This window comes from Eubacterium sp. BL-380-WT-2B (assembly GCF_009696115.1).
Classification (GTDB): domain Bacteria; phylum Bacillota; class Clostridia; order Eubacteriales; family Eubacteriaceae; genus Eubacterium; species Eubacterium callanderi.
Map to the genome: position 1 here is coordinate 405,933 of NZ_VUMP01000003.1, position 19,920 is coordinate 425,852.

Below are 19,920 nucleotides of genomic sequence, written 5' to 3' on the forward strand. Positions count from 1 at the left end.
AGCCCATGCAGGAAATAACAAAAGAATCAATCGACAAAATCTTATCAGCGTATCCCAGGGATAGACGGCATTCTCTGGCAATGATGCAGGATATGCAGCATCATTTTAACTATATTCCAGAGCAGGGAATGAAAGCGTTGGCCGAATATCTGGATTGCCCGTTATCGTCATTATATTCAATGGCAACCTTTTACCGGGCATTGAGCTTAAAGCCAAAAGGAAAACATATCATTAAGCTCTGTGACGGAACCGCATGCCATATTCGTGGGTCTGTCAATCTGATCACCGGCATTAAGCGTGAGCTGGACATCAGTCCGGGTGAAACCTCGGGGGATGGGCTTTTCTCGCTGGAAACCGTGAATTGTCTCGGTTCCTGTGCGCTGGCGCCGGTAATGGTGATCGACGGTGTATATTACGGAAAGGTAACGCTTGAAAAGCTGCCCGAGATATTGAACCAGTACAGGGAGCTTTCGGAAGGGGGCGCAGAAGCATGAAGCAAAACGTTTTAGTCTGCTGCGGTACCGGCTGCCGGGCCAATGGGAGTCTGCTGGTTTTAGAGGCGCTTCAAAAAGCTGCCAGAAAGCATAAATCCGATATTGAGGTATCCCCTCTGATCAAGTCCACGGGCTGCAACGGCTTTTGTGAAAATGGCCCCATCGTTAAAATTGAGCCGGCGGATATCTCCTATTATAAGGTTAAACCAGAGGACGCGGACAGCATCATAAAGGATACAGTGCTTGGCGGAAAGATCATTGAGAAGCTTTTGTATAAAGGAAATGATGGAAAACGCGTGCGCTCGCAGCATGAAAATCCATTCTACGCGCCACAGAAAAAGTGGGTACTGCATAACATCGGGGAGATTGACCCGACCAATATCGACGATTATATCGCCAGAGGAGGCTACAGTGCTTTAAAAAAAGCCTTATCCATGGATGCGGACAGGATCATTGGGGAGGTAGAAGCCTCCGGTATCCGGGGCCGCGGCGGTGCAGGGTTCCCGACTGGAACCAAATGGCGCCAGGCGTTAAAATATGATTCGGATGTAAAATATGTGGCATGTAATGGCGATGAGGGTGATCCTGGGGCCTTTATGGACCGGTCAATACTGGAGGGCGACCCGCACTCTGTTATTGAAGGCATGATTATCTGTGCCTGCGCCATTGATGCGCAGGAAGGCTATATGTATATCCGTGATGAGTACGGCCTGGCAGTAGAAAACTGTAAAATCGCGCTGCAGCAGGCCAGAGAAAAAGGATTCCTGGGAGATTCTGTCATGGGAACAGGCAAATCCTTTGATATTCAGATCGTTCGGGGCGGCGGTGCCTTTGTCTGCGGCGAATCCACTGCGCTGATGGCGTCGGTAGAGGGCCGGGTAGGTGAGCCGAGAGCAAAATATATCCGTTCTGTTCAGAGAGGGCTGTGGAACAAGCCGACCGTATTGAATAATGTTGAAACCCTGGCGAATATTCCGAGAATTATCCAGGACGGCGGCGCGAAATTTAAGGAATTAGGAACAGAAAAGAGCAGCGGTACAAAGGTCTTTGCCCTGGTTGGCAAGGTCAAGCGTACCGGCCTGGTTGAAATACCAATGGGGAGTACCCTGAGGCATTTGATCTATGACATTGGCGGAGGGATTCCGGGAGACCGGCCCTTTAAAGCGGTGCAGACTGGCGGCCCGTCGGGCGGCTGTATCCCTGCCGAGCTTTTAGACCTGCCCATGGATTTTGATACCCTCACCAGCTATGGCGCTATGATGGGGTCAGGCGGTGTGATTGTCATGGATGACCGAAGCTATATGGTCGAGGTTGCCCGCTATTATATTGAATTCCTGTGTGATGAATCCTGTGGTAAGTGTACGCCGTGCCGTGAAGGACTGCGTCATCTCTTAACCATACTGACCGATATCTGTGAAGGCAGAGGACAGGAAGGCGATATTGAGCTGATGGAAAAAATCTGCCATACCATGCAGGACGCATCCCTGTGCAGTTTGGGAAAAAGCGCTGCGAATCCAGTTTTGACAACCATAAAATATTTCCGGGACGAGTATGAGGCGCATATCCATGAAAAACGATGCCCTGCTGGTGTCTGTCCAAAACTGACAGCCTTCGTGATCGATGAGGAAGCCTGCAGAGGATGTATGCGTTGCTCTAAAGCCTGTCCTGCTGGAGCGGTGAGCGGCGAGGTCAAAAAGCCGCATCACATTGATCCGGTTAAATGTATTGCTTGCGGCAGCTGCCGTGAGGCCTGTAATTTTGATGCGGTGGTTGCAGTGAAAAGGGGTGAAGCATAATGGAAATCAGCATCAATGGTAAAGAGTGTACCTGCGAAAAGGGTGAATTTCTGTTAGAAGTTGCGAAACGTAATGGATTTGATATTCCAACGCTGTGCCATCACCCTGGTCTTGCGGAACAGGGGTGCTGCAGGGTCTGTATTGTAGAAGTAGTGGAAAATGGAAGAAGCAAGGTGGTTGTCTCCTGTGTTTACCCGTTAGAGCGTCCCTGTGAGGTTTACACTGACAGTGAAAGGATAAAAGAGGAACGCTCAGTAATTCTGATGCTGCTCAAAACAAGGGCGCCTGCCAGCTCTGAAATACAGGCCATGTGTGACAAGTACGGGGCCTTTGAAACATCAAGACTGAAACCTGTGGATGGTGAAAAGTGTATTTTATGCGGGCTTTGTACAAAAGCCTGTGATGCCCTTGGCACTGGCGCGATCTCAACCATTAACCGTGGAGTCACTAAAAAAGTTGCGACACCCTACGAAAATCCTTCAGTTGATTGCATAGGCTGCACAAGCTGTGCTCAGGTTTGCCCTACCGGCGCAATTGAATGGTCTGAAGATGGCGAAACAAGGACGATTTGGGGAAAAAATTTTGCATTGGCAAAATGCGAATCTTGTGGCAGTATTATAAGTACAGAAGCTGAGCTTCGTTTTGCGGGAGAAAGGGCAGGTGTGGAGACCAATTCCCTTTGTGAGAGCTGCCGTAAGAAGAGCATGGCTGATGTGCTTGCCCATACATATGGGATTGAGTAGGAGATCTTAACCAGAAAAGCCTTCGGTACCAAGGTGCCGGGGGCTTTTCTGTCGCATGCTTTTTAAAATTTTAATGAATTAATTTTTGGGGTATGTTATACTGTGCACATTATGTAATAGAGAAGGAAGCAGCATGGATTATTTTTACGAACATTACTTTGCACCACAGAACGTTGAGCCGCACAATCGCATTTTTTCACCGGAGCATCTTATCCTGTCATCATTGCTGATGATTTTTATCGTGACCGTTATGGTCATACAGACCAAAAAACATGACCGGCGCTTCAGCCAGAAGCTGATCCGGGTTCTCGCCGCCGTTATGCTGGCCCTGGAGATTTTCAGAATCAGCTGGAGAACCTGCTATTTTGGTTTTGACCTCAGGAATATCCGCTTTGACTGGTGTAACCAGGTGTGTATCGCCCTGCCGCTGATCGTATTGTTTAAGCGGGAGAAGGCTTACCCTTACATTGACGTTTTGGCTGTGATGGGCGGGCTCATGGTACTTATCTACCCATTGTGGGTTTTCTATGATTATGGCGGTATTCACACTATGGCAGTACAGAGCATGGTGTCTCATGGCCTCATGGTTTTAATTGCCCTGACCATGCCTTTTGCGGCGGATTACAGGCCGGAAGTGCGGAGGGCATGGAAGCCGATGATCGGACTTGGCATCATTGCGGTTATCGCTTTTATCATGTCACATGCTTTGAACGAAAATTATCTTCTGATGCTGGGAGCACATGGTGTCCCGGTGATCGACCAGATTCCCTATCCCTGGTACTGGCTTCTTGTGGCGCCGGCCTTGATCGGCCTGGTTACGCTGGTGACCAAGGGATTGAGCCTGCTGGACAACAGGCTTCTTGGAAAGGTACAGCCGGATACAGCGCTCAATGCATTAATGAACGAAAAGATTTAGACACAGAGCAGAAAGGTGCGGCGTTATGCCGCATCTTTTTTACGCAGGAAGAAAATAAATTTTACAGAGAAAGCATATTTTTAAAGCTGAACTTATGTTATAATGGTTCGGGTTATGGGTAAAGCGATGCTTTTAAATATGGATAAAGGAGCTTAAGATGAAAATATTGATCGCATATCACAGCAAAAACGGAACCTCTGAGAAATGCGCCCAGCTTTTATTAAAGCAGGTGGGGGCTGCAGACCTGGCCGATCTTAAGAAAAAGACACCTGATTTTGAGTCCTATGATCTTATTGTTATTGGCGGCTCCATCCGCATGGGAATGTATACGCGTCCGGTGCGAAAGGCTCTCAAGAAGTATGAAGATGTTCTGGAACGGAAAAAGGTGATCTATTTCATCAACTGCGCTTTTCCGGGAAACAGGGAAAAATATTATAAGGATAATATTTCTGAAAAGCTCAGGAAGCGTACGCTGGGCTGTTTTAACTTCGGCGGTGAAATGGATCTTGCGCGGTTAACAGGCTCGGACCGCATGATTGCGGCAACCGTAGCCCGCCAGTCACAGGGAAGCGGTCATCCTCTCGCGTCTATTGATGAGCGGACCATTGAGCAGTGTGCTGGCAGAATAGCAGCAATTAAAGAAAATATATAATGGAATGAGGGCGTTTCTGTCATCACCATGTTTTTTAAACACCGTTTTTGGGTATATCAAAACGGTGTTTTATTTAGTTTAAGGACTTTTTAAAAAGTAGGATAAAAATGATACGTGGAAAGGAGTATTCACGATGAATTTTAAGGTGGATCAGAAACAAATGCTGCGTGATCTCAAGGGGCTGCTAAGCATCGCAAGTACAAACGGAGATGCCGGCGCCATCGATGAAATGACACCGCTCGGCAAAAATATTAACGACGCCATTGATTATATGCTGGCTGTTGGAAAGCGTTTTGGTTTTGAAACCCAGAATCTGGACGGCTGCTGCGGCATTATTGATATGGGAGAAGGAGAGGAAATGGTTGGCGTTCTTGTGCACATTGATACAGTTCCTGTCGGTGAAGGCTGGCGTGTTGACCCCTTCGACGGAACGGTGATTGATGGCAAGGTTTATGGCAGAGGAACCAATGATGACAAAGGGCCAGCCATGGTGGCGCTGTATGCTATGAAGGCGTTGAAGGACAGTGGTGTGCCGGTAAATAAGCGTATTCGCCTGATCATTGGCGGTGACGAGGAAAGCGGAACCTGGCGCTGTATGGATCGTTATAAAGAAACCGAGATTATACCGGATTACGCCTTTTCACCAGATGCGTCCTATCCGGTTATTTTTGCCGAAAAGGGCATTCTCAAGGTTCAGATTCATAACAAGACTGATGTTACAGGAGAGGATATGACCTTAAAAGCCGGAAAACAGATTAATATTGTACCAGACTTCGCAGAGGCAGAAGTCCAAGGGCGAAGGTTTACAGCAAAGGGCAGGCCTGCACACGCCATGGAACCGCAAAATGGCGTCAATGCTCTTTTAAAGCTGGGGTGTGAGCTTAAAGATGCTGGAATTGTGCATCCATTTTTAGATTTGCTGGATAAAGCAAATGTGGAGGGCTTTAATATTGCTGTTTCAGACGAGGTCTCCGGTGAGCTGACCATTAACCCGGCCATTGGAAGGGTCGATGCGCAGGGCTCAAGGCTGGAGTGTGACATCCGCTATCCGGTAACCGCAGATGCTGATGATATTATCAGGCGTATCCGACAGTCTGTAGACCCTGTCGGATACGAGGTGGATACAATGCAGATGGTTCCGCCGCTCTACGTTAAGAAGGACAGCCCGCTGGTACAGACACTGCTGGGGGTGTACCGGGATATTACCGGTGACAGGACAGAGCCCATCGCCATTGGAGGCGGCACCTATGCCCGGGCCTTTGATAATGCTGTGGCCTTTGGTGTACTGTTCCCAGGTGAACCGGATATGTGTCATCAGGTGGATGAATACTGGAGCATAGAGGATATGATGATAAATCTTCAGATTATTGCGGGTGCTCTGGCGGCTCTGGGTGTATCGAAAAGAGGCCTGTAATGAAGGAGGAATCATCATTTAAGCCTTTTATTTCAGCGGACCGGATCATGCCAGAGTTTACAGCGACCTCCATTATCCTCGGTTTGATACTGGCAGTGGTCTTTGGAGCAGCCAATGCATACCTTGGCCTGCGCGTTGGACTGACCATTTCGGCGTCAATTCCGGCAGCTGTTATCTCAATGGGGGTTATCCGTCTCATTCTTAAAAAGGATTCTATTCTGGAGAATAACATTGTGCAGACCATTGGATCGGCGGGCGAATCGGTGGCTTCGGGGGCGATCTTCACGCTGCCTGCCCTGTTTATGTGGAGCCAGGAATGGGGAACCGCCAGCCCCTCGCTGCTTGAGATCGCCCTCATTGCTGTCTGCGGCGGCTTCCTTGGGATATTGTTCATGATTCCGCTGCGCAGGGCTTTGATCGTCAAAGAGCACGGTGTTTTACCATATCCGGAAGGCACTGCCTGCGCCGAGGTTTTACTTGCCGGTGAGGAGGGAGGCTCCAAAGCGTCCATCGTCTTTGCTGGTCTTGGCATCGCGGGTGTCTATAAATTTATCACAGATGGACTGAAGCTGTTTCCATCTGAAATCTCATGGGAGATTAAGGGCTACAAGGGTGCAGCCTTTGGATGTGATGTGCTGCCGGCGCTTTTGGGCGTGGGCTATATCTGTGGCCCGAAGATCGCATCCTATATGTTTTCCGGCGGCGTTTTAAGCTGGCTGGTCATTATGCCCCTTATCAGTATGTTTGCCGGTGATGCGGTGATTTTCCCGGGGACAGTGCCCATTTCAACACTGGATTCCTTTGGAATCTGGAGTAACTATGTCCGTTACATTGGCGCTGGTGCGGTGGCAGCCGGTGGGATAATCAGCCTGGTGAAATCGCTGCCCCTCATTGTCAGCACTTTTAAGCAGGCTATGAAAAGCTATTCGGGCAACAACGGTCCAGAGGTACAGATCCGGACAGATCGTGATTTGAATATGAAGCTGGTTGCAGCCATGGTTTTAGTCATTATTTTAGTTATCTGGCTGGTGCCTGTGATTCCAGTCGATATTTTTGGCGCGCTGATCATTACCGTTTTCGGCTTTTTCTTTGCAACGGTTGCCTCTCGAATCGTAGGTCTGGTGGGCAGCAGCAACAATCCGGTTTCTGGGATGACCATTGCCACACTGCTTATCGCGACGGTTATCTTTAAAGCCATTGGGATGACCGGACAGTCTGGAATGACTGGCGCTATTGCCGTGGGCTCGATTATTGCCATTATCGCAGCGATTTCCGGTGACACCTCGCAGGATTTAAAAACCGGCTATATTGTGGGGTCGACGCCTCAGAAGCAGCAGATCGGCGAGCTGCTGGGCGTGATCATTTCAGCCTTGGCCATCGGTGGGATTCTTTATCTGCTCAACGCGGCCTGGGGCTACGGTTCTGCCGAGCTTCCCGCGCCGCAGGCTGTTTTAATGAAAATGGTGGTTGAGGGTGTTATGGATGGGAATCTTCCGTGGACCCTTGTCTTTATCGGCGCGGGTATCGCAGTGGTGGTTGAAATCCTTGGTATTCCTGTACTGCCTTTTGCTGTTGGGCTGTACCTGCCGGTACACTTAAACACAGCCATTATGATCGGTGGGCTGGTGCGCCTGTTTTTTGAAAAGAAAAAAAAGGTGACCGAGGATCAGCGAAAAGAATTCTTAAACAAAGGTCTGCTTTACACCTCAGGCATGATCGCGGGGGAAGGCCTTGTGGGGATTTTGCTGGCTGTTTTTGCTGTGGTTCCCTTTGGCGCCGGCTACCTTGGCGATGTTTTAAACATTTCTGGCCGCTTCTCGCTGGGGAGCGCAGGCTCCATTGCCTTTTTTATCCTCCTGATTTTATCTGTTTTTAAGTTCTCAATCTGGAATAAGGATAAAAAAGCAGTACAATAAAAATAAATTGGAGGTGTTTGAAATAAAACGCAGACATTTACATAAAAAAGCAAATTATCTGGATTATATTCCAGTACACAATGCCGCATATACCTATACTAAAAACAAGCGTGGACTCATAACCATTCGTGTGCCAAATACCGGATGGATTAACCGGGTGGCGCAGCGGTTCTTTGGTATGCCGGAAGTCAGTACTATTCGCCTGGACACCTATGGCAGTTATGTCTGGGAGCAGATAGACGGCAAGAGGGATGTGCAGGCCCTGGCCTGTGTAATGAAAGAGCGCTTTGGGCAAAATGCAGAGCCTCTCTATGAACGGCTGATCCGTTTTCTTGAAACGCTCAGGGAAAATAAATACATTCATCTGAACAAAGATGGAGAAGAGGCACAAAAGGCAGGCTCTGCGTCGAAGCAGTGCTGCCGTGAAGCCTGAAAAGAGTTGTTTTAAACAGCTCTTTTTTTGACCGTTGAAATGGAAATTTGGTATAATAGCAATATGCTAAAGAAACAAGGTGATCCCCAATGAATAATTTAGTGACGCATACCATCGAGCCCTTTTGCCAGCCAGACGCGCGGATATTGATTTTAGGCACCATACCTTCGCCTAAATCCAGAGAGTTTGGTTTTTATTACGGACATCCCCAAAACCGTTTCTGGCGGGTGCTGTCCGATATTCTAAACCAGCCCAGGCCAGAGACCAACGAAGAAAAGAAGGATTTTCTGAAGCGAAATAACATCGCCCTCTGGGATGTGCTGGCTTCCTGTAATATCGACGGAGCCAGTGACAGCAGCATTAAAAATCCTGTTCCCAATGATTTTACAGAGGTATTGGGCAGGGGAAAGATAAAAGCTGTTTTTACAACCGGGGCAAAGGCAACGTCGCTCTATAAAAAATATTGCTATCCCACAACGGGTGTGCCTTCCATTTTGCTGCCATCCACCAGCCCGGCCAACTGCCGCTTAAAATATGAAGATCTAAAGCAGGCCTATCGTGTGATTTTAGAGCCGCTGAGGGGAGAAAACGGATGGATAAAATGATTGCCAAAACCTTTGAGGGAGTATGCAGTGATACGCTTAGATCCCTGATGCAGCCTGGAAAGGTGCGCTGCTACCGAAAGGGGGAGCATCTTTTCAGAGACCGTGAGGCAACGCCCTTTGTGTTTGTGATTTTATCGGGCAAGGCGTCCCTTTATAAAATTGGAGAGAGCGGGCAGAAAAAGGTTGCTTTTATTTTGGGGCCGGGTGAGCTCATCAATGAGGATATCCACCCCGAGACCACCTCCTCTGTGAGCTGTGAGGCTTTTGAGAACCTGGAGGTTCTGTGCATTGAAAAAACAGAGCTGAAAGAGTGGATGAAGCGGGATTTTGGACTGACAGAGATCATACTGAACGCGGGCAACCGAAAGATCCGGCGGCTGTACCGCCAGTTGAAAAACACAACCGGTGTACTGAAAATGGAGAGACGTGTAGCCGCAAAGCTGTGGAAGCTAGCCAATGACTACGGCGTGGATACCCCGCAGGGCCGTACAATTGACCTGGATATCAGCATCACTTATCTGGCCGATTTAATGGGCTCGCCCAGAGAAACAATCTCAAGAGCCTTAAAGCTTTTGAATACACAAAAGCTTATCCGGCAGGATAAAGGCCGGATTACAATTGTGGATATGGACATTCTATCCGATTATTTTAAGCAGTAAAAGGCAGGCTTTAGCCTGCCTTTTCTGTCTTTCAGACTGAAAATCCGTCTGTCAGGCAAACCTTATTGCTTTCACAGATAAAATGACTTATAATGAAATTACATCGAAGGGAGAAGAATGCATCATGCTGAGGATAGCGGTTTGTGACGATGAAAAAGAAATGCGGGAAATAATCTGTGGGTTTTTAAAAAATTACCCCAAGGTGGAAGCCATCGATTGCTTTGAATGCGGAGAAGCCTTTCTTCAGAAGCGGGGTCATTATGATCTGGTGTTTTTAGACATTGATATGAGCGGCATGGACGGGCTCGAGACTGGCCGCAGAATCCGAAAATGGGATAAGCAGGTGTATATTGTCTATGTGACGCATCTGCCCGATTACCAGAAATATGCCATGAGTGTGCATGCTTTTGGCTATCTTGAAAAGCCTGTGACTCAAAGTGATATTAAAACCATTCTCCAGGAGGTGGAGGCGTACAAGCAGGAAACCGAGCAGCCTTTATTTCTTGAGTTTAAGACAGAGGAAGGAATTGTGCGGTTCGATACAAGGGATATTTTTTATTTCGAGTACACAGAACGCAGGGTACGCATGTGCACCCAGAGGGGCACCTTTTATCTGCGCCGTAAAATGGGTGAGGTTGCAGAAATGATGAAGCCTTATGCTTTCTGCCAGCCCCACAAAAGCTTCTGTGTGAATCTTTTCCACGTCAAAGCCATCAAGGGCTATGATATCCAGATGACAAACAGCGATGTGGTACCGCTGTCGCAAAAGAAGTCTGCGGTGTTTAGGGAGCAGCTCAATGTTTATCTGGAGCATTTGATCGGATAGGAGGAGAATTCAAAATGTCAGAAACGGATGCATTTATTTTTATGTGCTTTGCGGTCGTTATTAATTTTTTTACGGTTTATATGACCTTCGATTTTATGCGCTGGCTCCTGGGCCCCTTTGACCGTTCCCAGAGTGTTCAGATAGCGCTGGCCGCCGCCTATGAAATTGTTCTGACTGCTGCCAGCTATTTTATTTATCCTTTTGTCAAGATTGCAGCCATGCCTGTTTTCAGTGTCCTGCTTGGAGCAGCCCTGTATCAGAATCGAAAAAAAGTAAAGCTCTATTATATATTTGCCTTCAGCTGCTTTTTAGGTTTGTTTGACTTTCTGTTGTGTATTGTCATGCCCATTTTATTGAGTATGTTTATCACGTTCATTCCATTTAATCCATGGCAGAACGGATTGGGAATACTTCTGAATCAGGTGATAATCTTTCTCCTTTACCGCATGTTTGTCACGCGTTTCCACAAGGAAAAAATCCTGGTAAATGGTAGTATCAAAATATTTGGCTTTATCATCTTGCCAGTATTCAGTGTGATGAACATTGTGTTGATGTACTTTCTGGCAGCCTATCTCTTGCCGCCGCTGATCACCTTTTTCCTGATTTGTGATATCTTTATGGTGCCGTTTTTAAACCTGTATTTATTCTATCTTTTTAACAAGGTGGTTCAAAATAACGAGATGAAAAAGCAGCTGGCCCTGTATGATCAGGCGTCGGGCCTCCAGTACCGTTACTATCAGGAAATGGAGCAAAAGCTGGCGGATTCCAGAAAAACAGTGCACGATATGAAAAACCACCTCCAGGCCATGGAGCGGCTGTACCAGACCGGCGAGGCGGAAAAAGGCAGACAATACGGCGATGATTTAAGACAGCTTTTAAACAGCTTCAGCCAGGATTATTATACGGACAACCGCGTTCTGAATATTGTGATCAACGACAAGGCAAAGCGCGGCAAAATGTCATCTGTCCCGGTAGACTGTGCCCTGAACCAGATCGATCTGTCGTTTATGAAAGAGATGGATATCACAACGATTTTTGCTAACCTGTTAGATAATGCCATTGAGGCGGCCTGTGAGGCCAGAGAGCCCTGGACAAAGCTGAAGGCCGATAATGTGCGGGATTTTATTGTGATTTCTGTCGAGAACAGTATGAAAAAAAGCCCGGCTTTAAACGAAAGCTGGCTGAACTCAAACAAGGAGGGGCATCAGGGCTATGGCCTTGAAAATGTAAAACGCGCCCTGGAAAAGTACAATGGACATTTGCGTATCGAGACAGGCGAGAATACCTTTAAAGTAAGCCTGTTCATTCCAGTTCAAACAGAGGTGAAAAATGATGGTTGATTCAGGGATTATTGCCAGTCTGATCGTATTGATTTTTTTATGCTTTGCCATTCCTGTCGGAGGATTTATTTATCTAAGTGTCAAGAAAAAGCGTGTCGCTAAGCCTTTCTTTATCGGTATGCTGGTGTTCTTTATTTTTCAGATGGTGATCCGTCTGCCGATTATACAGATTGTACTGCCGCAGACAGCATGGTTTTTATCCATGAGCCACAATCCCTGGCTTTACGGCCTTTTTATGGGCGGTACAGCGGCCATTGCGGAGGAATTCGGGCGTTATATTGCTGTTCGGTTTTTATTAAAAAAGAACCGGCGCTATGCAGACGGCATTGCCTATGGGCTGGGGCATGGCGGTATAGAGGCAATGCTGCTCATCGGTGTGAATAATATTGCGAATTTGATTGTTTTGCTGGATGGCCAATCGTTTTTAGCGCCAGTCATTGCTGCACAGCTGAGCTATGCGGCTGTTTTTACAGCGGTCTTTGAGCGTGTCTGTGCCATGGCTCTGCAGGTCGGCCTTTCAATGCTGGTATTTTACTCTGTGCGGTCGAAAGAATGGCGTTATCTTGTGTATGCTCTGGTCATACATACCGTTGTAGACGCCGCCATTGTCATTCTACCAGGCGCCTTTGGCTTATCGAGCGTCTGGATAGAAGTGGTGCTATTCTTTGCGGCGGCAGGGTTAATGATCTGGACAGTAAAAATACGTCCGGTGTTTATAAATGGAGAGGAGAATTTATGATGAAAAAGAAGATAATTGCTATCGGTTTGGCTGTATTAATGCTTTTGACCGTGTTGTCGGCCTGTTCAGGCGGGTCAGCCTCCAATCAGAAGCTCGACCCTGCCTTCAGTGAGGATACCTTGAAGCAGTCGGCAGAAAAGGTTATTGACGAGTGGAACAGCCAGGAGTTTGATGCCATAGCGGCTGAAGTGTCCGAGAATTTTAAAGATAAACTAAATGCCAATGTCTTGAAGGACGCCTGGAATCAAACCATGCCTAAGCTGGGGGAATTCAGAAGCATCAAACAGACAGAAACAGCGCCGAATAACAAAAGCGCTTTGGTGGTAGCTGTTGCGGAGTACGAAAATGGCAAAGCCCAGTTTACCATCGGTTTTGATCAAAACATGAAAATTGACAATTTTTTCATCAAGTAGCAAAGGAGAATTTCATGGATCTGACACCTTTCACCTTTTTAATTCCCGCAGTCTGTATTGTCTTTGGCGCGCTCTTTCTGTGGCATCCGCCTAAAGACATCAATGGCCTGTATGGCTACCGCACTTCCCGCTCCATGAAGAATGAGGACACCTGGGCCTTTGCCCACGCGGTCTGCGGCAAAATCTGGCTGATCATGGGCCTGGTCATGCTGGCGGTGCTCGGACTGGCCCTGTTGCTTTTTAGGGAACAGTACGCAGAAGCATCGCTCTATATCCAGATTTCACAGGATGTATTGCTGATTTTATCGTTTTTTCCCGTAGAAAAAGCGTTGAAAGATACCTTTGACGAGAATGGAAAGCGAAAATAGGGGTATAAATTTAAGGCATCGTGATAATTGTCACGGTGTCTTTTTTGATTTCGTTATAAAATTAACGTAAAGAACGAGTTGATCCAAAGGAGGTTGCTATGGGTTATCAGATCAAAACAGAAGATTTTGATGCGGTTTTAAAAGACCTGTCTCAGAATTACCGGATTTTTGCGCCGCGCCTGTATGCGGGAGCCGGGGCTTTTTCGGACACAGACCGCGTGGAGTACGGTGAGATTGGCAGTATTGGGGACATTGAATTTGACAAAAAGAGCGATTTTTCATTTAAGGAGGTACTGTTTCCTCAGTCAGAGGTGTTGTTTTACTTTACAGAGGATGAGGTGAAAACAGCCAGCGAGGAGCCAAAGGGAAATATTATTTTCCTGAGAAGCTGCGATCTGCACGCCGTGCGCCGGTTTGACGAAATCTATTTAAAAAATGACTTTGAGGATTTATACTACGCAAGACTGCGTAATAAGACAAAATTTATACTCATGGGCTGCCCAAAGAGCTTTGAAAACTGCTTCTGTGTGGATATGGGCACCAATACCTGCGACGCCTATGACGCCTATGTCAAAGCAGACGAAGATTTTGTGTTTGTGGACAGCGGCTGGGAAGCGCTTACTGAAAAACTGGAGGGCAAATCCAAAGTGGTTTCGGTTACTCCGGAGTTCGTTCAGGAAAATCCTGTGCATGTTGAAATCCCGGAAGGCATCGAGCTAAAGGATGTGCTGGGACTGCCTATGTGGGAAGAATACAACAACCGCTGCATTGCCTGCGGGCGCTGTAATTTTGTCTGCCCAACCTGCACCTGCTTTACCATGCAGGATATCTTCTATCAGGAAAACGGCAAGGTCGGTGAGCGCCGCCGCGTATGGGCTTCCTGTCATGTGGACGGCTATACCGATATGGCGGGCGGGCACTGCTTCAGAAACAGCAAAGCGGAACGAATGCGCTTTAAGGTCATGCATAAGGTGAATGATTATAAAAAACGGTTTGGTTATCACATGTGTGTCGGCTGCGGACGCTGTGATGATATCTGCCCGGAATATATTTCTTTTTCGGGCTGTATTAACAAGCTGAACAATGCAATAAAAGAGAAGGAGACCGATGACAATGAAGAATGAGTATATCCCGTTTTTATCGGAAATTGTAGAGGTGATTAAACACACCGAAATCGAGTATACCTTTCGGATGCGTTATACCGGCGATGTAAAGCCAGGACAGTTTTTTGAGGTATCTCTGCCTAAATTTGGTGAAGCGCCTATTTCTGTCAGCGGCATTGGTGAGGACACTGTGGATCTGACCATCCGTAAGGTTGGGAAAGTCACAGGTGAGATTTTCAAAAACTATGTGGGCTCAAAACTCTTTTTAAGAGGCCCCTACGGCAATGGTTTTGATCTTGATGAATACCGCGGCAAGGATATCATCGTGGTCGCGGGCGGTACTGGCCTTTCACCAGTACGCGGTGTGGTCGATTATTTTGCCGCACACCCTGAGGAAGCCGCCTCTGTGACGCTGATCGCGGGCTTTAAAACGCCGTCGGATGTGCTTTTTAAAGATGATATCGAACGCTGGAAAAAGACCATTAACGTCGTGTTGACCGTAGACTGTGACAGTGATGACTATGTGTGCAATGTGGGTCTGGTTACAGAGTACATTCCAGGACTTGTACTCGGTGATAAGGATAATCTGGCGGTTATCGCGGTAGGGCCGCCGATTATGATGAAATTTACAGTGGCGGAATTCCTGAAACGGGAAGTCTCTGAGGATAAAATCTGGATATCCCAGGAACGTAAAATGTGCTGCGGTTTGGGAAAATGCGGACACTGTAAGATCGACTCCACCTACGTCTGTCTGGACGGTCCGGTTTTCAATTACAGTTTTGGAAAAAATCTTGTGGATTAGGAGGCTTTCATGGATATCAACACTAAAAAACTAAAAAAGAACGCTTTTCGTGTGTCAAAGCACCGCGGTGAAACCGCATCACGTGTGCGTGTGCCAGGCGGTTACCTGAATGCTGAGCTTCTTTCGCAAATTCAGGAGATTGCACAAACCTACGGTAATGGAACCGTCCATCTGACCACCCGCCAGGGCTTTGAGATTCCAGGGATCGATCTGAAGGATATGGAAGAGGTCAATACCCTGCTCCAGCCGATCATTGAAAAGCTGGATATCAACCAGACCGACCCGGGCACAGGTTATCCAGCATCCGGTACGCGCAATGTGTCGGCCTGCATCGGGAATAATGTCTGCCCTTACGCCTGCTACAATACCACTAATTTTGCCAAAAAGATTGAAAAAGCCATTTTCCCGAACGATCTGCATTTCAAAGTTGCCCTGACAGGCTGTCCCAATGACTGTATGAAGGTGCGTATGCACGACTTTGGAATTATGGGCATGACGGAGCCGCAGTACAACAAGGATAAATGTGTGTCCTGCAATGCCTGTGTCAAGGCATGTAGCAGGAAATCCACAGGCGCGCTGCGCATGGAAAATTATAAGATTGTCCGCGACGAGAGCAAGTGTATCGGCTGCGGCGAATGCGTGCTGGCCTGCCCGGTAGGCGCGTGGCGCAGAAGCGAAAAGAAATATTACCGTCTGACCCTCATGGGCCGTACAGGCAAGAAAAATCCAAGATTGGGCGAAGATTTTATTATCTGGGCCGATGAGGAAAGCATTATCAGGATCATCCTGAACACTTATGATTACGTGAAGGAATACATTGACCTGGACGCGCCGGGCGGAAAGGAACACATCGGCTACATCATCGACCGTACCGGGTTTGAAAAGTGGAAAAAGTGGGCCTTTAAGGATGTCGTCCTTCCAGACAAGGCCGTGGTGCGAGACCGTGTATACTGGGATGGCGTAAGGTATGCCATTGATAATACAAAATAAAGAAAAGGGAGATACGTGGAAACGACGTATCTCCCTTTTTATTGCTTTGAAAGCGGCTGTTTTGGGTATAACTTTTTCTAGTTTAATGAAAGTTGTATTTTGCAATGAAAGGAGCAGACAATGCAAGCTAAAACAGCAACTAATCCAAAGCCTTTGCATTTTGGGCTGATCATGGTCATCTATCTGTGCGGTATTTTTATGGGGGCCATTGATACCAGCGTGGTGACCCCGGCAAGAACCGTTATCCAGAACGGCCTGGGGGTAGGCGACCAGACAGGCATTTGGATGATCACTATTTATACGCTGGCTTACGCCTCCAGCATCCCTATTATGGGTAAACTGGCGGACCGGCTGGGGCGTAAAACCATTTATCTGATCTGTATTATTTTATTCGGTACCGGCTCACTGCTGGCGGGCCTGTCTCAGTATATCGGTCATTTTGGATTCTTTTTAATGGCCCGGGCCATACAGGCCATCGGCGGCGGGGGTATTATGCCTATTGCCTCAGCCGAGTTTGGGACGACTTTTCCCGAGGATAAGCGGGGCATGGCCCTGGGCATGGTCGGGGGTGTCTATGGGATCGCCACTGTTGTCGGCGGTTCTCTGGGCAGCGCCATATTAGGCGCCTTTGGGCTTCAGAACTGGGGCTTTATCTTTTTTATCAATATACCGATATCCCTCTTTATTATTATCTGCGGGTTCATATTTTTGCCCAATACCAAGATTGATGATGTGAAACCAATTGACAAATGGGGTACATTATTTTTAGTCATGATGATTTTATCCCTTTTGTATGGGCTTCGCAATATTGATTTCTTTGACTTTGTCAAATCCTTTACCAGCACAGATGTGTATCCTTTCCTGATTATTTTTATTGTGCTGCTGCCCTTTTTCATTTTTGCCGAAAAGAAGGCGGCCGATCCCATTATGAATCTTGACTATTTCAGGGAAGCGCCCATTGTTATCACACTGATCATTTCCTTTATTACGGGTGTTATTATGATGGGGATGGTCTTTGTCCCGCAGTTTGCCGAAAATGCGCTGCGCATGCAGCAGGGGAGCGGCGGATATTTTGTTATGGTGCTTGGGATTTTCGCAGGAGTCGGCGCGCCGGTTTCAGGGCGGCTCATCGACCGCTATGGACCGAAGCTGATTATGGGAGCGGGATTTTTACTCTCCATCATCGGCTCGCTGTTCCTGGTGCTTATCACTACTAGCTATCCCAATCTGCTGACAGTGGCCATCTGTCTGATTCTCATCGGCCTTGGCATGGGCTTTACCATGGGGACACCGCTCAATTATATGATGCTCGACAATACGAAAAAAGCCGATTCCAACTCAGCGCTGGCGACACTTTCCCTGATCCGTTCGGTGGGGACAGCCATTGCCCCGGCAGTTATGGTCGGGTTTATCGCCCACGCAGGTGTAACCGCAGAGGCCAATATCACCGCCCAGCTGCCAAAGGAACTGGTATTGCCCTCTCTGCCCTATGTCACACAGCTGGATGAGGAAACCACAGCCCTGAAGGATTCGGATTTTGGAAAGACCTATCTCTCATCCGTACAATTTCCGGATTTCGAGGCTATGGAAAAAATCTCATTGGATGCACATGGCGGCGTCAGCGATATGAAGCTGCCCGCAAATCTGACAAAAGAGCTTTCGGATGCCGACGTCACGAACATCGACCATGCAGTGGATAACATGGTGTCCTACATGGCAGACACCATGAAGCCCATGGTCACAGAAAAGGCAGAGTCCGGTGTGCAGAGCGGTATTGACGGTCTTAACCGGATTACAGCCTCGCCAGAGGTTCCAGCTCAGGTAACACAGGGTGTCAGCACCATGGTGACACAGATGACAGCGCTGAAAAACGCACTTCCTGACGCAGTGAACCAGGGCTTCCAGAACTATCTGGGTAAAGTGAAGGCCATGGGGGCTCAGATTCAGAATATCTACCAGAAAACCATGGAAACAGGCTTTAAGCAGGTATACATGACCACGGCCATCGCTTCAGCCTTTGCCCTTGTGGTGCTGTTGTTTTACAAGGATAAGCATGAGCGTGTAAAAAAAGAAAAGAAAAAAGGATAAGATAAATTTAAAGAGCCAGCGTTTATCGTTAAAACGCTGGCTCTTTTGTGCTTTGGTGGGCAGTGCAGGCGAGCTTTTGATTCATCTTCCGCCTTAAATAGGCATAGCAGCCAATCAGCGCCGCGAGGGTGATGATCCAGGTGATGGGGTAAGAGTAGTAAATAACTGCCGGCGAGTGATACTGCGGTATCTGAAAGACTGTGGCGATCCACAGAAGCCGCAGGCCACAGGCGCCGATGAGACTGATCACCATTGGAACAACCGAGTAACCGATCCCTCTGAGCGCTCCGACCATGACATCCATCATCCCGCAGATGGCGTAGGCAGTCCCAATGACCAGGAGACGCTGCATGCCTGCCTGAATGACCTCAGGGCTGGAGGAATAAATGCCGAGAAGGCTGTTTCCAAAGAACACAGCCAGGTTGCCGAGAACAAGCCCGACCACCAGAACACAGACCTCTCCGGTGATGACGATACGGTCAAGCCGCTTGTACTGTCCGGCGCCCAGATTTTGGCTGGTAAAGGAGATGGTAGCCTGGTGCAGAGCGTTCATGGCAATGTAGATAAAGCCCTCGATATTGGCCGAGGCCGAGTTGCCAGCGACCACCACAGGCCCGAACAGATTGATGGAGGACTGGATAACCACATTGGACAGCGAGAAGATCACACCCTGAAACCCGGCAGGCAAGCCAATCTGTAAAATCTTGATGAAGCTGCCGCGGTCGATACGAAGTTTTCCCGGAATCAGGCGGATACCGCTCTGTTCACGCATGAGGCAGCGGATTACCAGTGTCGCAGCAATACACTCAGCGATGGCGGTAGCCGCAGCGACACCTGCCACATCCATTTTAAAACCAATGACAAAGATAAGATTTAAAACAACATTGACAACACCAGCGCCCATAAGGTAATATAACGGCCGTTTGGTGTCACCAACGGCCCGAAGAATGGCCGCGCCAAAGTTATAGAGCATGGTGCCGGTCATGCCGATAAAGTAAATCCGCAGATAAAGCACCGCAAGATCGAGAACCTCCGCCGGGGTCTGCATCCAGATCAAAATTTGTTTTGCCCCGAATATGCCCAGAAAGGTCAGGATCACACCGCTTCCAATGCTGAGCACAATGGCGGTGTGAACGGTTTTTGACAGCTGGCTCTGCTGATTTGCCCCGTAGTAGCGGGCGACCAGTACATTCGCCCCGATGGACATACCCAGAAATAGATTGGTCAGAAGATTGATAAGCGAGGTGTTTGCCCCCACTGCCGCCAGAGAGTTGCTACCGGCGAACTGACCAACCACTACAATATCCGCAGCATTAAAAAGCAGCTGTAACACCCCTGAGCACATTAAAGGCACTGCGAAAATCAGCATTTTTTTCAGGATGGAACCGCTGCACATATCCATTTCATATTTTTTTGTCTGTTCCTCTTTCTTTTCCATAGCTTTTACTGGCCCGGCGCTGCACAGCCGGACTCAGAACCTCCTTAACATCATACATTTTCCTCAATTATTTTTAAAGCATCACAATTTAATAGGATAACCCTTAAAAAGGCTTATGTCAAGGTTTCGGGAAAAATATAAAAGGCGTTTGGAAGCTAAAAGCAGAAAAGACAGTTCTTCTGTCT

Annotated in this window: 20 protein-coding genes; 19 read left to right on the plus strand and 1 reads right to left on the minus strand. The window is 47.9% G+C overall.

Annotated elements, in window-relative coordinates; genetic code table 11:
• Window positions 1-5: 5 nt before the first annotated feature.
• The 19 genes from nuoE (at window position 6) to FYJ53_RS08140 (ending at window position 18,297) form a co-directional block, all read left to right on the plus strand.
• Window positions 6-494, plus strand: coding sequence for an NADH-quinone oxidoreductase subunit NuoE (gene nuoE / locus FYJ53_RS08050; RefSeq protein ID WP_013380061.1), 489 nt, complete (start codon window positions 6-8; stop codon window positions 492-494).
• Window positions 491-2,290 (plus strand): NADH-quinone oxidoreductase subunit NuoF, encoded by a 1,800-nt coding sequence (locus FYJ53_RS08055; RefSeq protein WP_154557246.1) that lies wholly within the window; start codon window positions 491-493, stop codon window positions 2,288-2,290. The genes nuoE and FYJ53_RS08055 overlap by 4 nt, the downstream gene beginning before the upstream one ends.
• Window positions 2,290-3,033 (plus strand): 4Fe-4S dicluster domain-containing protein, encoded by a 744-nt coding sequence (locus FYJ53_RS08060; RefSeq protein ID WP_013380063.1) that lies wholly within the window; start codon window positions 2,290-2,292, stop codon window positions 3,031-3,033. The genes FYJ53_RS08055 and FYJ53_RS08060 overlap by 1 nt, the downstream gene beginning before the upstream one ends.
• Before the next feature lie 133 nt (window positions 3,034-3,166).
• Window positions 3,167-3,949 carry a YwaF family protein gene (locus tag FYJ53_RS08065; RefSeq protein WP_013380064.1) on the plus strand — a complete coding sequence of 261 codons (783 nt, stop codon included), beginning with the start codon at window positions 3,167-3,169 and terminating at the stop codon, window positions 3,947-3,949.
• A gap of 157 nt (window positions 3,950-4,106) precedes the next feature.
• A complete protein-coding gene (locus FYJ53_RS08070) occupies window positions 4,107-4,601 on the plus strand; it encodes a flavodoxin domain-containing protein (protein ID WP_154557247.1) in 495 nt (164 codons plus the stop codon).
• A 133-nt stretch (window positions 4,602-4,734) separates the two neighbouring features.
• Complete coding sequence (locus FYJ53_RS08075) at window positions 4,735-6,015, plus strand: Sapep family Mn(2+)-dependent dipeptidase (protein ID WP_013380066.1); 1,281 nt, start codon at window positions 4,735-4,737, stop codon at window positions 6,013-6,015.
• Window positions 6,015-7,931: an OPT family oligopeptide transporter gene (locus FYJ53_RS08080; RefSeq protein ID WP_013380067.1), complete on the plus strand. Its 1,917-nt coding sequence runs from the start codon at window positions 6,015-6,017 to the stop codon at window positions 7,929-7,931. Before FYJ53_RS08075 ends, FYJ53_RS08080 begins: the two co-directional genes overlap by 1 nt.
• A 13-nt stretch (window positions 7,932-7,944) precedes the next feature.
• A complete protein-coding gene (locus tag FYJ53_RS21795) occupies window positions 7,945-8,364 on the plus strand; it encodes a PqqD family protein (RefSeq protein ID WP_143074394.1) in 420 nt (139 codons plus the stop codon).
• Window positions 8,365-8,453: 89 nt separating this feature from the next.
• Complete coding sequence (locus FYJ53_RS08090; protein WP_013380069.1) at window positions 8,454-8,969, plus strand: DNA-deoxyinosine glycosylase; 516 nt, start codon at window positions 8,454-8,456, stop codon at window positions 8,967-8,969.
• The gene (locus tag FYJ53_RS08095; protein ID WP_013380070.1) at window positions 8,957-9,628 is read left to right on the plus strand and encodes a Crp/Fnr family transcriptional regulator; all 672 of its coding nucleotides are present in this window, start codon (window positions 8,957-8,959) and stop codon (window positions 9,626-9,628) included. Before FYJ53_RS08090 ends, FYJ53_RS08095 begins: the two co-directional genes overlap by 13 nt.
• Before the next feature lie 124 nt (window positions 9,629-9,752).
• Window positions 9,753-10,454, plus strand: a complete 702-nt coding sequence (locus FYJ53_RS08100) for a LytTR family DNA-binding domain-containing protein (RefSeq protein ID WP_013380071.1) — start codon at window positions 9,753-9,755, stop codon at window positions 10,452-10,454.
• A 14-nt stretch (window positions 10,455-10,468) separates the two neighbouring features.
• Window positions 10,469-11,794, plus strand: a complete 1,326-nt coding sequence (locus FYJ53_RS08105; RefSeq protein ID WP_013380072.1) for a sensor histidine kinase — start codon at window positions 10,469-10,471, stop codon at window positions 11,792-11,794.
• Entirely contained in the window at window positions 11,784-12,533 is a 750-nt protein-coding gene (locus tag FYJ53_RS08110) for a YhfC family intramembrane metalloprotease (RefSeq protein ID WP_013380073.1), read from the plus strand. The genes FYJ53_RS08105 and FYJ53_RS08110 overlap by 11 nt, the downstream gene beginning before the upstream one ends.
• Window positions 12,533-12,946, plus strand: coding sequence for a DUF3887 domain-containing protein (locus tag FYJ53_RS08115; RefSeq protein WP_038353791.1), 414 nt, complete (start codon window positions 12,533-12,535; stop codon window positions 12,944-12,946). Before FYJ53_RS08110 ends, FYJ53_RS08115 begins: the two co-directional genes overlap by 1 nt.
• 14 nt (window positions 12,947-12,960) lie before the next feature.
• Window positions 12,961-13,314 carry an SdpI family protein gene (locus FYJ53_RS08120; protein WP_013380075.1) on the plus strand — a complete coding sequence of 118 codons (354 nt, stop codon included), beginning with the start codon at window positions 12,961-12,963 and terminating at the stop codon, window positions 13,312-13,314.
• A 98-nt stretch (window positions 13,315-13,412) separates the two neighbouring features.
• Entirely contained in the window at window positions 13,413-14,438 is a 1,026-nt protein-coding gene (asrA, locus tag FYJ53_RS08125; RefSeq protein ID WP_013380076.1) for an anaerobic sulfite reductase subunit AsrA, read from the plus strand.
• A complete protein-coding gene (gene asrB, locus FYJ53_RS08130) occupies window positions 14,428-15,219 on the plus strand; it encodes an anaerobic sulfite reductase subunit AsrB (RefSeq protein ID WP_013380077.1) in 792 nt (263 codons plus the stop codon). The genes asrA and asrB overlap by 11 nt, the downstream gene beginning before the upstream one ends.
• A 9-nt stretch (window positions 15,220-15,228) precedes the next feature.
• On the plus strand, window positions 15,229-16,209 hold the full coding sequence (gene asrC, locus FYJ53_RS08135) for a sulfite reductase subunit C (protein ID WP_013380078.1): 981 nt from the start codon (window positions 15,229-15,231) through the stop codon (window positions 16,207-16,209).
• A 120-nt stretch (window positions 16,210-16,329) separates the two neighbouring features.
• Window positions 16,330-18,297 carry an MFS transporter gene (locus FYJ53_RS08140; protein ID WP_013380079.1) on the plus strand — a complete coding sequence of 656 codons (1,968 nt, stop codon included), beginning with the start codon at window positions 16,330-16,332 and terminating at the stop codon, window positions 18,295-18,297.
• A gap of 28 nt (window positions 18,298-18,325) precedes the next feature.
• On the opposite strand, the gene FYJ53_RS08145 is transcribed toward FYJ53_RS08140, so the two are convergent.
• A complete protein-coding gene (locus tag FYJ53_RS08145; RefSeq protein WP_013380080.1) occupies window positions 18,326-19,735 on the minus strand; it encodes an MATE family efflux transporter in 1,410 nt (469 codons plus the stop codon).
• Window positions 19,736-19,920: the final 185 nt, after the last annotated feature.

What these genes read in the sequence shown, in the direction of transcription:
- nuoE (WP_013380061.1), top strand. Translation starts at nt 6, where the DNA reads ATGCAGGAAATAACAAAAGAATCAATCGACAAAATCTTATCAGCGTAT.
- FYJ53_RS08055 (WP_154557246.1), top strand. Translation starts at nt 491, where the DNA reads ATGAAGCAAAACGTTTTAGTCTGCTGCGGTACCGGCTGCCGGGCCAAT.
- FYJ53_RS08060 (WP_013380063.1), top strand. Translation starts at nt 2,290, where the DNA reads ATGGAAATCAGCATCAATGGTAAAGAGTGTACCTGCGAAAAGGGTGAA.
- FYJ53_RS08065 (WP_013380064.1), top strand. Translation starts at nt 3,167, where the DNA reads ATGGATTATTTTTACGAACATTACTTTGCACCACAGAACGTTGAGCCG.
- FYJ53_RS08070 (WP_154557247.1), top strand. Translation starts at nt 4,107, where the DNA reads ATGAAAATATTGATCGCATATCACAGCAAAAACGGAACCTCTGAGAAA.
- FYJ53_RS08075 (WP_013380066.1), top strand. Translation starts at nt 4,735, where the DNA reads ATGAATTTTAAGGTGGATCAGAAACAAATGCTGCGTGATCTCAAGGGG.
- FYJ53_RS08080 (WP_013380067.1), top strand. Translation starts at nt 6,015, where the DNA reads ATGAAGGAGGAATCATCATTTAAGCCTTTTATTTCAGCGGACCGGATC.
- FYJ53_RS08090 (WP_013380069.1), top strand. Translation starts at nt 8,454, where the DNA reads ATGAATAATTTAGTGACGCATACCATCGAGCCCTTTTGCCAGCCAGAC.
- FYJ53_RS08095 (WP_013380070.1), top strand. Translation starts at nt 8,957, where the DNA reads ATGGATAAAATGATTGCCAAAACCTTTGAGGGAGTATGCAGTGATACG.
- FYJ53_RS08100 (WP_013380071.1), top strand. Translation starts at nt 9,753, where the DNA reads ATGCTGAGGATAGCGGTTTGTGACGATGAAAAAGAAATGCGGGAAATA.
- FYJ53_RS08105 (WP_013380072.1), top strand. Translation starts at nt 10,469, where the DNA reads ATGTCAGAAACGGATGCATTTATTTTTATGTGCTTTGCGGTCGTTATT.
- FYJ53_RS08110 (WP_013380073.1), top strand. Translation starts at nt 11,784, where the DNA reads ATGATGGTTGATTCAGGGATTATTGCCAGTCTGATCGTATTGATTTTT.
- FYJ53_RS08115 (WP_038353791.1), top strand. Translation starts at nt 12,533, where the DNA reads ATGAAAAAGAAGATAATTGCTATCGGTTTGGCTGTATTAATGCTTTTG.
- FYJ53_RS08120 (WP_013380075.1), top strand. Translation starts at nt 12,961, where the DNA reads ATGGATCTGACACCTTTCACCTTTTTAATTCCCGCAGTCTGTATTGTC.
- asrA (WP_013380076.1), top strand. Translation starts at nt 13,413, where the DNA reads ATGGGTTATCAGATCAAAACAGAAGATTTTGATGCGGTTTTAAAAGAC.
- asrB (WP_013380077.1), top strand. Translation starts at nt 14,428, where the DNA reads ATGAAGAATGAGTATATCCCGTTTTTATCGGAAATTGTAGAGGTGATT.
- asrC (WP_013380078.1), top strand. Translation starts at nt 15,229, where the DNA reads ATGGATATCAACACTAAAAAACTAAAAAAGAACGCTTTTCGTGTGTCA.
- FYJ53_RS08140 (WP_013380079.1), top strand. Translation starts at nt 16,330, where the DNA reads ATGCAAGCTAAAACAGCAACTAATCCAAAGCCTTTGCATTTTGGGCTG.
- FYJ53_RS08145 (WP_013380080.1), bottom strand. Translation starts at nt 19,735, where the DNA reads ATGGAAAAGAAAGAGGAACAGACAAAAAAATATGAAATGGATATGTGC.